Here is a 12,991-nt window from a genome sequence, read left to right on the forward strand (position 1 = left end):
GGTACCACCTGCCCCACCTGCTGCCCGCCGCGCGGGCCCCACTGGGGTTCTGACCAGCGCCTGGGGGCCCGCCCCCCCCCCCCCCCGCCGGGGGGGGGGGGGGGGCCCCGCGGCCCCCCCGCCTCCCGTCCGTCAGGTGGTCGCGTCGAGACGCGACAGCCGGTCGCTACGCGCGACCGCGGATGCTCCGGAGGAGCCAGCCGATGACCGCCAGCAGGATGAGCACGATGCCCACCCAGAGCAGGAACTTCAGCGCACCGACGAAGATGCCGCTGAAGAGCAGGACGAGGCCGACGATGATCGCGATGATCAGCAGTGCGGGCATGAGGGTCTCCTATCCCTGGAACGAGACCGAGCGGATGCCCGGGCCGACAGGGACGCTACTCGGAATCAGCCCACGAGGTTCTGCACGAACACGTGCGGGGTGAAACCGGTGAGGTCGTTGATGCCCTCGCCCTGCCCGATCAGCTTGATCGGGATGCCGGTCTTCTCCTGCACGCTCAGCACGAAGCCGGCCTTGGCCGACCCGTCGAGCTTCGTGATGACGAGCCCTGTGACGCCGGCACCCTCGATGAACGCCTGGGCCTGCGCCAGACCGTTCTGCCCGGTCGTGGCGTCGAGGACGAGCAGGACCTCGCTGATCTCGGTCTGCTTCTCGACCACGCGCTTGATCTTGGTGAGCTCGTCCATCAGCCCGGCTTTGGTGTGCAGGCGACCCGCGGTGTCGATGACGACGATCTCGGTGCCCTCGCGGATGGCCTTCTCGACCGTCTGGTAGGCGACCGACGCCGGGTCCTGCCCGGGCTGCGACGGCCGCACCACGTCGACGCCGGCACGCTGCGCCCACGTCGCGACCTGCTCGACGGCGGCGGCACGGAAGGTGTCCGCCGCACCGACCAGCACGGTCCGGTCGTAGGTCTTCAGGAACTTGGCGAACTTGCCGATCGTGGTCGTCTTGCCGACGCCGTTCACCCCGACGACGAGCACTACGGCCGGGCGCGCGCTGAGCTTCAGGGTGGTGTCGAGCTTGGAGAGCCGTTCCTCGAGGACCTCGCGGAGCATGCGCTGCAGGTCGGCGGGGTCGGTGGTGCCGTACCGGTCGACGCGGGCGTGGAGGTCCTCGATGATCTCGTCCGCGATGTCCGGGCCGAAATCCGCACCGATGAGGGCCGTCTCGAGGTCGTCCCACGTCGTCTCGTCGATCGTCTTGCGCTGGAACAGCCCGCGCAGCCGGGAGGACAGTGACCAGGAACTCGCCATGCTCCCAGCTTAGAGCGCGGCGCATGTCTCCTGTGCCCGGTATGCTCGGGGACACGAAGGGGAGTATTCCTCCTCGGTGTCCCCGTCAGTACGGTCCGGAACGATCCGGACCCGGGGCGCCGGTCGGTCGGGCAGCAGCACAGCCCGCCGGCGGAAGAGACCTTCAGGCCTCGGCGTACCCACCACCTGGTTGCGCCCTCACCTGAAGGAATTCCGTGGACGTCCCTCTCTACGTCTGGCTCCTCACCATCGCAGGCATCCTCGCGCTGCTGGTGTTCGACTTCTTCTCGCACGTGCGCACGCCGCACGTGCCGCACATCAGGGAATCCGCGTTCTGGTCGGTGTTCTACATCGGCCTGGCGATCGTGTTCGGCATCGGCATCCTCGTCTTCGGCGGCGGTCAGGCCGGTGGCGAGTACTTCGCCGGCTGGCTCACCGAGAAGGCGCTGTCGGTCGACAACCTGTTCGTGTTCCTGATCATCATGTCGAGCTTTGCGGTGCCGAAGGAGTTCCAGCAAAAGGTGCTGCTCGTCGGCGTCGCGATCGCCCTGGTGGCCCGCGGCGTGTTCATCGCCCTCGGCGTGACGATCATCGACAACTTCTCGTGGGTGTTCTACCTGTTCGGCGCACTGCTGTTCTGGCTCGCCTGGTCCCAGGCGCGCAGCAGCGGCGAGCACGACGCGTCCGAGGGCGACTCGCGCCTCATCCGGATCCTCCGCCGCGTCATCCCGACCTCGAAGGACTACGACGGCGACCGCCTGACCACCAAGGTCGACGGCAAGCGGCTCTTCACCCCGATGCTGCTCGTGATGGTCGCGATCGGTCTCACCGACGTCCTGTTCGCCCTCGACTCGATCCCGGCGATCTTCGGCCTCACCCAGGACGCCTTCATCGTGTTCACCGCGAACGCGTTCTCGCTCCTCGGCCTCCGCCAGCTCTACTTCCTCATCGCGGGGCTGCTCGAACGGCTCATCTACCTCGGCCAGGGGCTCGCCGTCATCCTCGGGTTCATCGGCGTCAAGCTCGTCTTCCACGCCATGCACGTCAACGAGCTCCCGTTCATCAACGGTGGCGAGCACATCGAGTGGGCGCCGGAGATCCCCATCTGGTTCTCTCTGGGCTTCATCATGCTGACGATCGCCGTCGCGACGGTCGCGTCGCTGGTGGTCTCGAAGAAGCGCGCCGAGCGCGGGCTCACGCCGACGGGCTCGCAGAAGACGGTCGAGGCCGACGCGAAGTAGTCGCGACCCCTCCTCGGACGGGAGGCGCGGGGGCCCCGGGGCCCCCCCCCCCCCCCCCCCGGCCCGGGGGCGCCCCCCCCCCAACACGGGGCCCCGCACCCCTCCCGGGGCCAAAATGGGGGGGGACGCCAACAAAATCCCCCCCCCGCCCCCCCGCGCGGGGGTTCCCCCCCCCCGGCCCCCCCCCCCCCCCCGGGGGGGCCCCCCCCCCGGGGGGGGGGGGGGGGGGCCCGGGGGCCCCCCCGCCTCCCGTCCGTCTCCTGTCGCGACCGCCCGCCCGCGAAAGCGACAGGTCTCGGAGACCGGTCACGGTCACTCCCGCGAAAGCGACTCCGTGCCGCGAGATCCCGGCGGGATTCTGTCGCTTTCGCGAAAGCCCACGCCCAGCGGCGCGCGCCGCGGCGCGGCGCGGCGCGCTACGCGACCGCGTCCACCGGCTCCGGCTCCGGCTCGCGCTTCTGGACGCGCTGCCCGACGACCGCCGAGACACCGTCCTGCCGCATCGAGACGCCGTACAGCGCGTCGGCGATCTCCATCGTGCGCTTCTGGTGCGTGATGACGATGAGCTGCGACGACGCCCGGAGCCGCTCGAACACGCTGAGCAGGCGCCCGAGGTTCGCGTCGTCCAGTGCCGCCTCGACCTCGTCCATGATGTAGAACGGCGACGGTCGGGCCGTGAAGATCGCCACGAGGAGCGCCACCGCCGCCAGGGACCGCTCGCCACCGGACAGCAGCGTCAGGCGGTCGATCTTCTTGCCCGCGGGCTTCACCTGGACCTCGAGGCCCGTGTTCAGCAGGTCGTCCGGGTTCGTGAGGGTGATCGACCCCGTCCCGCCCGGGAAGAGGATCGGGAAGATGACGTCGAACGCTTCCTTGGTGTCGTCGAACGCCGACTCGAAGATCGTCTGCATCTTCGTGTCGAGCTCGTCGATGATCGTCATCAGGTCGGTGCGGGTCTTCTGCAGATCCTCGAGCTGCTCGGCGAGGAACGCGTGCCGCTGCTCGAGCGCCTGGAACTCCTCGAGCGCGAGGGGGTTCACCTTGCCGAGCTGCCCGAGGTCACGCTCGGCGGACTTGAGCCGGCGCTCCTGCTCGGCCCGGTTGTACGGCACGGTCTCGACGTCGGCGGGGTCGACCTCGTCCGTGGCGTCGAACTCGGGCAGCGCCGGACCGCCGGGAAGGGTGGACTCGGCGTCGACGAGCTCGGGCACGTCGTCGGCATTCGTCACGGTCTCGGCGTCGGTCGAAGCGTCGGTCTCGGTGTCGGTCTCGGTCTCGGTGTCGGTCGCGTCCGTCTCGGGCTCGACGCCCGCGGCCTCCGCCGCCGCGGCGGCCGCGGCACGTTCGGCCTCGCGGTGCTTCCGGGCGAGGACCCTGGGGTCGACGAGCACGTCGACCGGCACCGGCACGTGCGGCCCGTACTCCGCGACGAGCACGGCCTCGACCAGGCCGAGCTCGCTCTGCGCCCGGTCGAGCACGCCGGACACGTGCAGCTTCTTCTCGTAGATCTCCATCTCGAGCGAGTGCACCCCGTCGGTGATGGTCTGCAGCCGGTCGCGGAGCTCGCGCTCCTCGTTCCGGATCGTCTGCAGCTCGGTGTTCCGCTTCGACCGCTCGGACTCCTCGGTCGCGAGCTGCACGCGGGCCTCGGCGAGCGAACGGTCCACCGCGCCGAGCAGCCCGGGCAGGTCGGCGAGCACGCCCTCGGCCACGGCGATCTGCCCACGTCGGACGACCGCGCGGCGAGCGGCTTCCTCGGCGGCGGCGCGTTCGGCCTCGAGCTGGCGTTCCAACTGGTCGGCCCGTCGGCGCTCCGAGCGCACCCGTTCACGGACGGTCTCGACCTGGATCCGCTGCTCGATCTCCGCTGCACGCGCCGCATCGAGCGCGTCCTGGAGGCCCGGGCGTCCGGACGCGTCGACCACGGGTCGCGGCCGTTCGGTGAACTCGCGGTGCGTGCGTTCCGCGTCGTCGAGGGTCGCCTGGGCCGTCTCGACCGCACCGTCGGTCTCAGCGAGGGCAGCCCGGAGCCGCTCCACCTCGGCCGCGGCGTTCTCCGCCTTCGCACGCGTCGACGCGCTCGCCCGGTCGTACTCGGCCGTCGCCTTCGCGTACGCGCGGGACGCGGCGTCGGCCTCGTCCGCCCGGCGGCGTGCGTCCTCGACGGCGCTGCGAGCGGCCTGGAGGCGCGTGGCCGCGTCCTCCGCGTAGCTCGCGATGGCCTCGCGCCGGGTCACGGCGTCGTCGCGCTCCGCGACGAGTTCGATGCGGGAGGTCACCCGCGCACCGCCGCCGGTCACGCGGACCGCACGGACCAGGTCACCGGACCGCGTGACGACCGTCGCCTGCGGGGCGGCGGTGAGCACTGCCTCCAGGTCGACCGCATCGTCCGCGTCCGCGTGAGCGGAGGCGTCCGCGATGAGCGTGTCCCGCAGGATCGCGGCGAGGGCCGGCGGCCCCTGTACGACGTCGAGGGCGCGACGGACCCCGGCGGGCAACCGATCGGGCAGCGCGCTCGTCGGGCCGGGGGCATCGGCGACGACGACGTCGATGCGGCCGATGTCCTCCGAGCGGGCGTGCGCGACGGCGTCGAGCGCGACCGTGCGGTCGTCGGCGAGCACGGCGTCGGCGAGGCCGTCGAGGGCGATCGCGATCGCTCCCTCGAAGCCGGGCGTTACCGTCAGGCTGTCGGCCAGACGACCGACGATGCCGGCGCGACCGGCGTCGATGAGCGCCTGCGAACCGTCACGCACGTCGATCGACATGCCGAGCGCGGCCACGCGGGCGTCGAGGGCGTCCCGTTCGCGTTCCAGGGCGTGCAGCCGGTCACGGTGTTCGTCGCGAGCGGTCTGGGCTGCCTCCTGCTGCTCGCGGGCGGCCTCGAGCGCCGAGGCGAGCGCCGCGTCGTCCGCGCCCTCGGACGGGTCGGTCCCGAGCTCGGCGAGGGCCGCAGCAGCACGCTCGGCGCGCTCCCCGGCCTCGGTGAGCGCCCGTTCCCGGCGCTCCCGGTCCGCGACCGCCGAACCGCGCTTCGACCGGGCGACGTCCACCGCGGACGCGAGCCGCTGGGCCTCGAGGTCGTGCTGGGAGACGAGGGCTGCCTGGGCGGCGATCCGCTCGTCGAGGGCGTCGAGCGCGGCCCGGGCCTCCTGGACCTGCTGCGCCGCGGTCGCCATGCCGCCCGTCATCGCGGCCGCCTGGGCCTCGAGCCGGTCGGCCTCGTTCCGGACGCCCTGCACCCGCTCGGGCGTGATCGTGGGCCCCTGCTGTGGTGCGTCGGCCTGCTGGGCGAGGAACATCAGGCGCTGGTTCGCCAGGCTCGACAGCCCGCGGAGCCGCTCCTGCACGCTCTCCAGCCGGTGCACCACGGTCCGGGCGCGGTCGACGTCGTCGCCGACCATGCTCTGCTCGACGTGCTGCTGTCGCACCCGCGTCTGGTCGAGTCGCTCCTGCAGGACGATGCGCTCGGACTTGCGGCCGGCCTCGACCTCCTGGTGCTCGTGCAGCTCACGGCGGAGCCGGACCACGTCGTCGGCGAGGATGCGCGCCTTGGCGTCACGGGCGACCGCGGCGACGGACTGCGCCTTGCGTGCGACCTCGGCCTGGCGACCGAGCGGCTTCAGCTGCCGGCGGATCTCCCCCGCCAGGTCGGACAACCGCGTCAGGTTCGTCTGCATCGCGTCGAGCTTGCGGAGGGTCTTCTCCTTGCGGCGGCGGTGCTTCAGGATGCCCGCTGCTTCCTCGATGAAGCCGCGGCGGTCCTCCGGGGTGGCGTGCAGGACCTTGTCGAGCTGTCCCTGCCCGACGATGACGTGCATCTCGCGGCCGAGGCCGGTGTCGCTCAGGAGCTCCTGGACGTCGAGCAGCCGGCAGTTCTCCCCGTTGATCGCGTACTCGCTGCCACCGTTGCGGAAGAGCGTGCGCGAGATCGTCACCTCGGAGTACTCGATCGGCAGCAGGCCGTCGGCGTTGTCGATCGTCAGGAGCACCTGCGCGCGCCCGAGCGGCCCGCGCGTCGAGGTGCCGGCGAAGATGACGTCCTCCATCTTGCCGCCGCGGAGGGTCTTCGCCCCCTGCTCCCCCATCACCCAGGCGAGGGCGTCGACCACGTTCGACTTCCCGGAGCCGTTCGGACCGACGATGCACGTCACGCCGGGCTCGAACGCGAACGTCGTCGGCTGCGCGAAGGACTTGAACCCCTTGATGGTCAGGCTCTTCAAGTACATGCGGTCTCCGGGTGTGCTGGCTCGCGTGCTGCTGGGCGGTGCTCGCTCGGCGTCAGGCTAACGCGTGCGAGGGCGTGGGCGCGGTTGGCACACGGGGCAGATGTGGCTCGACCGGTTCATGAAGGCCTCGCGCACGATCGTCGTTCCACAGCGCGGGCACGGCTTGCCCTGCTGCCCGTACACGTTCAGCCGCTGGGAGAAGTACCCGGACTGCCCGTTCACGTTGACGTACTGCGCGTCGAAGCTCGTGCCGCCGTCCTCGAGCGCCCGTGCGAGGACGCTGCGGACCTCGTCGAGGAGCAGCTGCAGCGACGCCCGCGGCAGCCGGTCGGCCGGGCGGTCGTAGTGGAGCTTCGCGGCCCACAGCGACTCGTCGGCGTAGATGTTCCCGATGCCGCTCACCACGCCCTGGTCGAGCAGCACCCGCTTGATGCCACTCGATCGTTTCCGGGCCATCCGGATGAACCGGTCGTCGTCGAACGCGGGGTCGAGCGGGTCCCGGGCGATGTGCGACACCTGCTTCGGGATGTTCCGGCGCCACACGGCGTCGGGGTCGGCGCCGTCGACCTGACCGCCGAACCCCGCGGGCGCGCCGTCGATCGTCGGGACCATCTGGTCGATCGCCATCGACCCGAAGGTGCGCTGGTCGACGAACTCGAGCTCGACCGGGGGCTCCGGTGTCCCGTCGCGGTCGGTGCCGGCGGGCTGCACGTCGATGAGGATCCGACGGTGCTTCGCCGCCTCGCGCCCCCGACCCAGCAGGATCTGGCCGCTCATCCCGAGGTGCGCGACGAGGGCCTCCGGAGCGTCCCCGTCGCGCTCGGGCTGCAGCGGCATCCAGAGGAACTTGCCCCGGCGGACCGCGGCGGCGATCGTGCGGCCGGTCAGCCGGTCGGCGAAGTCCTCGGCAGGCCCGTCGTGCCGGGTGAGGGCGCGGTCGTCGACGACGTCCACGTGCAGGACACGCGCACCGCTGACGGCGGGTTCGAGGCCGGCGCGGACGACCTCGACCTCGGGGAGTTCGGGCACGCGGTCAGGCCGCCCGGCCGGAGAGCCGCGTCCACGCCTCGAGCGCGGCGGCCATCTCGGCGGTCTTCTTGCTCGACCCGGAGCCGGTGGAGACGTCCTCGCCCTGCAGCACGACCGTCGCGTGGAAGGTCTTGTCGTGGTCGGGACCGGCTTCGGTCACGCGGTACGACGGGTTGCCGAGCGACAGGCTCGACGCGAGCTCCTGCAGGCTCGTCTTGGGGTCCATCGCGGCACCGAACCGGTCCGGGTCGACCAGCAGCGGTTCGACGAGCCGGAGCACGAGGTCGGTCGCCGGGTCCGGGCCGGCGGACAGGTACGTGGCGCCGATGACGGCTTCCACGGTGTCGGCCAGGATCGACGACTTGTCGCGACCGCCGGTCTGTTCCTCGCCCTTGCCGAGGCGGAGGTACGCGCCGAGCCCGATCATGCGGGCGATCTCGGCGAGGGCCACCGTCGACACCAGGCTCGCCCGCCGCTTGGCGAGGTCACCCTCGTCGAGCTCGGGGAACGACCGGTAGAGCTTCACGGTCACGGCCTGGCCGAGGATGGAGTCCCCGAGGAACTCGAGGCGTTCGTTGTGCCCGATGCCACCGTGCTCGTACGCGAACGAACGGTGCGTCAGGGCGAGCTGGAGCAGCTCGAGGTCGATGTCGGCCCCGAGCTGCTCTCGCAGACGAACGACGTCCGGCCCCACGGGGCGGGACCCCGTAACGCCGGACGTCGCTGTCATGCGTGCGGTCCGATCAGACGTCGGCGACCTTGCGGCCCTTGTACTCCATGTACAGGGGGGTGCCGGCGGAGTCCTCGACGACCTTGGCACGGTGCGGGAGGCTGTAGGTGACCTTGCCGTTCTCGATCGTCTTCACGAGCTGGACCGGCGCGGCCTTCCACTGCGAACGACGGGCGTGCGTGTTGGCACGGGACTGCTTGCGCTTGGGAACGGCCATGGTGGTTCTCTTTCGGTTGGTCGGTGGTCAGTGTCGAGGGACGGGCGGTCAGTCAGCCTGGTCGGCTTCGGACCGCTCCTGACCCTCGGTGGTCTGGGTGTCGGTGCTGTCGGACGTCAAGGACTGCAGGGCAGCCCATCGCGGGTCCAGGACTTCGTGAGCGCGCTGCTCGCCGATGTCGGCCAGTCGCTCACCCGTCACCGGGTCGAGTCCTGGGCAGTCCGGTCGGCAGACCGGCTGGAACGGCAGCGCCAGCACCACCGCATCTCGAACGACCTGTTCACAATCCACGTGGTCATCGTGAACGAAGAAGTCGAAATCCTCCGAGGCATCATACGCGAACAGCTCGGCGAAATCGACCTCGACGGGTTCGCTGATCTCGATGAGGCAGCGCGAGCACTCCCCCGCAGCCTCGGCACTCGCGTGCCCGGACACCAGGACGCCCTCGTGCAGGCCCTCGAGGCGGAGGTCGATCTGCATCGACGCGCCCTGTCGGACGGCGATGACGCCGGCCCCCATCGCGTCCGGCACCTCGATGTCGAGCGTGTGCTCGCGCATCTCACCCGGCCGGTGCGCGAGGTCGCGCACGCGCAGGGCGTAGGGGCTGTTCACGTGGGAAGACACGATCGACAAGCCTACATCGCTCCGGCCCACGAGTCGAGGCAGGGGCGGGCGTGTCCCGTTCCGTCCGGCGATCAGCGGCCGGTGTGCTCGTGCAACGCCGCGGCCACCACCGCCGGGACGTACGGGGCGACGTCGCCGCCGAGCGAGGCGACCTGACGGATGAGCGAGCTCGACACGTGTGCACGGGACGCCTCGGGCAGCAGGAACACCGTCTCGACGTCGGCGAGGTGCCGGTTCATGATCGCCATCGGGGTCTCGTACGCGACGTCCTCGCCGGAACGGACACCCTTGACCAGGACCGTCGCGCCGACCTGCCGGCAGTAGTCGACGAGCAGACCGGAGGTCCACTCCCCGACCCGGACGTTGTCGGGGACGCCGGTCTCGACGAAGGACTCCTCGATGAGGCGCACCCGGTCGACGGCGTCGAACATGGCGGGCTTCTTGTCCGGGTTGTGCACGACGAGCACGTGCACCTCGTCGAACAATCCCGCCGCACGCCCGATCACGTCGAGGTGCCCGAGGGTCACGGGATCGAACGAACCGGGGACCACCGCGATCTGCGCCATGGCAGTGACGATACCGGTCGTCCCCGGGCGTCCGGCTCGATCAGTTCTTGCCGAGGAACGCGGCGTCCGACTCGTCGAGCCGCCGGGCCAGGGCCTCGCGCAGCGCCGGGTGGCCCTCGAGCTGCGGGTCGGGCTCGAGGACGCGCTCGGCTTCTTCGCGCGCGTCGATGATCAGGTCGGCGTGCTCGACCACCCGCAGCAGGTTGAGCGACGACCGACCGCCGGACTGCCGTTCGCCGAGGACGTCGCCTTCGCGCCGGAGCTCGAGGTCGACCCGCGCCAGCTCGAAGCCGTCGTCGGACGCCGACACCGCGTCGACCCGTTCCCGCGAGGTCGTCTCGGCCTCGGCCGCGGTCACGAGTAGGCAGACGCCCGCCCACTGCCCGCGACCGATGCGTCCGCGGAGCTGGTGGAGCTGCGAGACCCCGAACCGGTCGGCGTCGAGGACCGCCATCATCGAGGCGTTCGGCACGTCGACGCCGACCTCGATCACGGTCGTCGCGACGAGGACGTCGATGTCGCCCGCGGCGAAGGACGTCATGACGCGGTCCTTCTCCTCCGAGGTCATACGGCCGTACAGCACCTCGATGCGGCGGCCGGCGAGCACCGGCATGGTCCGCATCCGTTCCGCCGTGGCGAGCACGGTGGCCGGGGCACGCTTGGGGGCGTCGTCGCTCTCGGGGTCGGGCTCGCCGTCGTCCTCGGTGTGAGCGTCGTCGATCGCGGGGCACACCACGAAGGCCTGCCGCCCGTCGGCGAGTTCCTCGGCCATGCGGGTCCAGATGCGGGACTCCCAGCCCGGGTGCTCGGCGAGCGGTACCGTGAAGGTCTCGACGCCGGCGCGCCCGGAGGGAAGGCCCGTGATGGTCGAGACGTCGAGGTCGCCGAACACCGTCATCGCCACCGTGCGCGGGATCGGCGTGGCGGTGAGGACCAGCACGTGCGGCGGCGTCACGCCCTTCGTGCGGAGCGCCTCGCGCTGCTCGACACCGAAGCGGTGCTGTTCGTCCACCACCACCAGCCCGAGCTCGGCGAAGTCGACCCGGTCGCCGAGGAGCGCGTGCGTGCCGACGACGAGCCGGGAGCTGCCGGACGCCGCCGCGAGCATGGCACGGCGGCGTTCGTCGGTGGACTGCGAGCCGGTGAGGATCACCGGTCGGAGCTCCGCCGCGAGGTCGGGGCCGAGGAACTTCACGATCGACCGGAGGTGCTGCGCCGCGAGCACCTCGGTCGGGGCGATGAGCGCGGACTGCCCGCCCGACTCCGCCACCGTGAGCATCGCGCGGATCGCCACGAGGGTCTTGCCGGAACCGACCTCGCCCTGCACCAGGCGGTGCATGGGCCAGTCCGCCGCCAGGTCGTGCGCGATCTCGGCGCCGACCGACTGCTGGTCCTCTGTGAGGGTGAACGGCAGGGTGGCGTCGAAGCGCGCGAGGGTGCCGCCGGGCGACGCCGTCCGAGGAGTGGCAGCCGTCGCTCGGGCGGCGATGCGGCGCTGCACGAGGGCGGTCTGCAGGATGAACGCCTCGCGGTAGCGCAGCGCGTCCTGAGCGCGCTTGAAGTCCGCGACCTTCTCGGGGCGGTGGAGTAGTTCCAGGGCGCGACGGAACGGCACGAGGTCGAGCCGCGTCCGCACGCGACCGGGGATCGGGTCGGGGACGTCGGGCAGGGTGTCGAGCACGATCGCCATCGACTTGGCGATCTGCCACGAGGTCAACGTCGACGTCGCCGGGTAGATCGGGATCGGCTGGCGCGAGAAGCGGATGGCTTCCTCGGATTCGGGATCAGCCGTGGCCCGGGGGTCGTCACGGTCGAACAGCTCGTAGTCCGGGTGCGCGAGCTGTCGAGCACCCCGGTAGTCGCCGACCTTGCCGGAGAAGATGCCGCGGGCACCGGGCACCAGGTCCTTCGTCCGCCAGCCCTGGTTGAAGAACGTCAGGGTCAGCAGTCCCTTGCCGTCGCCGATCTTCGCTTCGAGGATCGACCCGCGCCGGGCACGCATCGTCCGTTCGCGCACGTCGACGACCTCGGCCACGATCGTCACGGACTCGCCGATCGCCAACGAGTCGAGCGCCGTCAGTGCCCCGCGCTCGGCGTACCTGCGTGGCGCGTGCTCGAGGAACTCGCCGACCGTGCGGTACCCGAACGCCTTCTCGACGGCGGCCGCCGTCCGGCCGCCGAGGACGTTCGCCAACCGCGCGTCGAGCGGTGCGGGACCGAGGTCCGGCACCGCCGGCTCGGTTGTCGTTCCGGTCGTGACCACACGTCAACGGTACCCGGCAGGACCGACGTGCCCCGCGCCTCCAGGCAGGCCTGTGGACAACCGCTGGAGCACCCTACGGCCCGCTACGGTGGCTGCATGACCCGCATCATCGCCGGCGCCGCCGGTTCCACGACGCTCCGGGTGCCGAAGTCCGGCACCCGACCGACGAGCGACCGGGTGCGCGAGGCCCTGTTCTCGTCGCTCGAGGCACGTGGGCTGGTCGACGACACCTCGGTCGCGGACCTCTACGCCGGGACGGGCGCGCTCGGGCTCGAGGCAGCGTCGCGCGGTGCGGTCGAGGTCGTGCTCGTCGACCGGGCCTCGGCAGCGGCGCAGGCATGCCGTGCGAACGCGAAGGCCGTGCAGCAGCGCGTGCCGGGCGTGCGGATCGACGTGCAGCCGCAGCCCGTGCTGGGGTACCTGCGCGGGACCGTGCGGACGTTCGACCTGGTGTTCATCGACCCGCCGTACGACGTCACGGAGCACGAGATCGCCGAGGTGCTCGAGGCCCTGGTGCCGCGCCTCACGAGAGACGCCGTGGTCATCGTGGAGCGGAGCAAGCGCTCGGCGGAGCCCGCGTGGCCCGCGGGGCTGGAGCCGTTCAGCAAGCGCAGCTACGGCGAGACCGTGGCGTGGGAGGCCGTCGTCTCGGCCGAGTAGGCGTGGCGGACGCCGCCGGGGGCGCGGCGCGGTCGTCGCGCACCTGTTGGCTGTCGCCCTGAAGCGACGTCTCCGTTGTCGTACGACGTCCGCGATGTCGCAAGCACGCCCGTGCAACAGTTGCAGGCGCGCGGTAGCGACGAATCCGCTGTCGTACGACATCGACGATGTCGTT

General features: G+C 71.4%; 11 protein-coding genes. 2 read left to right on the plus strand and 9 right to left on the minus strand.

Annotated features, from left to right (window positions below):
* Positions 1–166: 166 nt before the first annotated feature.
* Together ABIC61_RS13130 and ftsY are read right to left on the minus strand one after the other, a co-directional pair.
* Positions 167–325 (minus strand): DUF4175 domain-containing protein, encoded by a 159-nt coding sequence (locus ABIC61_RS13130; protein WP_137767577.1) that lies wholly within the window; start codon positions 323–325, stop codon positions 167–169.
* A 65-nt stretch (positions 326–390) separates the two neighbouring features.
* Entirely contained in the window at positions 391–1,260 is an 870-nt protein-coding gene (ftsY, locus tag ABIC61_RS13135; protein WP_144749323.1) for a signal recognition particle-docking protein FtsY, read from the minus strand.
* 215 nt (positions 1,261–1,475) lie between these two features.
* Here ftsY and ABIC61_RS13140 point away from each other — a divergent pair, with 215 nt between their 5' ends.
* Positions 1,476–2,501: a TerC family protein gene (locus tag ABIC61_RS13140; protein ID WP_144749321.1), complete on the plus strand. Its 1,026-nt coding sequence runs from the start codon at positions 1,476–1,478 to the stop codon at positions 2,499–2,501.
* Positions 2,502–2,917: 416 nt separating this feature from the next.
* Here ABIC61_RS13140 and ABIC61_RS13145 read toward each other — a convergent pair whose 3' ends face one another.
* From ABIC61_RS13145 to ABIC61_RS13175, 7 genes are all read right to left on the minus strand, one after another.
* Entirely contained in the window at positions 2,918–6,727 is a 3,810-nt protein-coding gene (locus ABIC61_RS13145) for a chromosome segregation SMC family protein (RefSeq protein ID WP_354030258.1), read from the minus strand.
* A 57-nt stretch (positions 6,728–6,784) separates the two neighbouring features.
* On the minus strand, positions 6,785–7,756 hold the full coding sequence (gene mutM / locus ABIC61_RS13150; protein ID WP_354030259.1) for a bifunctional DNA-formamidopyrimidine glycosylase/DNA-(apurinic or apyrimidinic site) lyase: 972 nt from the start codon (positions 7,754–7,756) through the stop codon (positions 6,785–6,787).
* A 4-nt stretch (positions 7,757–7,760) separates the two neighbouring features.
* Entirely contained in the window at positions 7,761–8,486 is a 726-nt protein-coding gene (gene rnc / locus ABIC61_RS13155) for a ribonuclease III (protein WP_260852428.1), read from the minus strand.
* Positions 8,487–8,499: 13 nt separating this feature from the next.
* Entirely contained in the window at positions 8,500–8,703 is a 204-nt protein-coding gene (gene rpmF / locus ABIC61_RS13160) for a 50S ribosomal protein L32 (RefSeq protein WP_022905230.1), read from the minus strand.
* A 48-nt stretch (positions 8,704–8,751) separates the two neighbouring features.
* The gene (locus ABIC61_RS13165; protein WP_354030260.1) at positions 8,752–9,327 is read right to left on the minus strand and encodes a YceD family protein; all 576 of its coding nucleotides are present in this window, start codon (positions 9,325–9,327) and stop codon (positions 8,752–8,754) included.
* A gap of 71 nt (positions 9,328–9,398) precedes the next feature.
* The gene (gene coaD, locus ABIC61_RS13170) at positions 9,399–9,893 is read right to left on the minus strand and encodes a pantetheine-phosphate adenylyltransferase (protein WP_144749313.1); all 495 of its coding nucleotides are present in this window, start codon (positions 9,891–9,893) and stop codon (positions 9,399–9,401) included.
* A gap of 40 nt (positions 9,894–9,933) precedes the next feature.
* Positions 9,934–12,123 (minus strand): ATP-dependent DNA helicase RecG, encoded by a 2,190-nt coding sequence (locus ABIC61_RS13175; RefSeq protein ID WP_354030295.1) that lies wholly within the window; start codon positions 12,121–12,123, stop codon positions 9,934–9,936.
* Positions 12,124–12,252: 129 nt separating this feature from the next.
* Between ABIC61_RS13175 and ABIC61_RS13180 the strand changes: the two genes are divergently transcribed.
* Complete coding sequence (locus tag ABIC61_RS13180; protein ID WP_354030261.1) at positions 12,253–12,816, plus strand: RsmD family RNA methyltransferase; 564 nt, start codon at positions 12,253–12,255, stop codon at positions 12,814–12,816.
* Positions 12,817–12,991 lie beyond the last annotated feature (175 nt).

Source organism: Curtobacterium sp. 1544, from assembly GCF_040544915.1.
Taxonomy (GTDB): Bacteria; Actinomycetota; Actinomycetes; order Actinomycetales; family Microbacteriaceae; genus Curtobacterium; species Curtobacterium pusillum_C.

What these genes read in the sequence shown, in the direction of transcription:
- ABIC61_RS13130 (WP_137767577.1), bottom strand. Translation starts at nt 325, where the DNA reads ATGCCCGCACTGCTGATCATCGCGATCATCGTCGGCCTCGTCCTGCTC.
- ftsY (WP_144749323.1), bottom strand. Translation starts at nt 1,260, where the DNA reads ATGGCGAGTTCCTGGTCACTGTCCTCCCGGCTGCGCGGGCTGTTCCAG.
- ABIC61_RS13145 (WP_354030258.1), bottom strand. Translation starts at nt 6,727, where the DNA reads ATGTACTTGAAGAGCCTGACCATCAAGGGGTTCAAGTCCTTCGCGCAG.
- rnc (WP_260852428.1), bottom strand. Translation starts at nt 8,486, where the DNA reads ATGACAGCGACGTCCGGCGTTACGGGGTCCCGCCCCGTGGGGCCGGAC.
- rpmF (WP_022905230.1), bottom strand. Translation starts at nt 8,703, where the DNA reads ATGGCCGTTCCCAAGCGCAAGCAGTCCCGTGCCAACACGCACGCCCGT.
- coaD (WP_144749313.1), bottom strand. Translation starts at nt 9,893, where the DNA reads ATGGCGCAGATCGCGGTGGTCCCCGGTTCGTTCGATCCCGTGACCCTC.
- ABIC61_RS13180 (WP_354030261.1), top strand. Translation starts at nt 12,253, where the DNA reads ATGACCCGCATCATCGCCGGCGCCGCCGGTTCCACGACGCTCCGGGTG.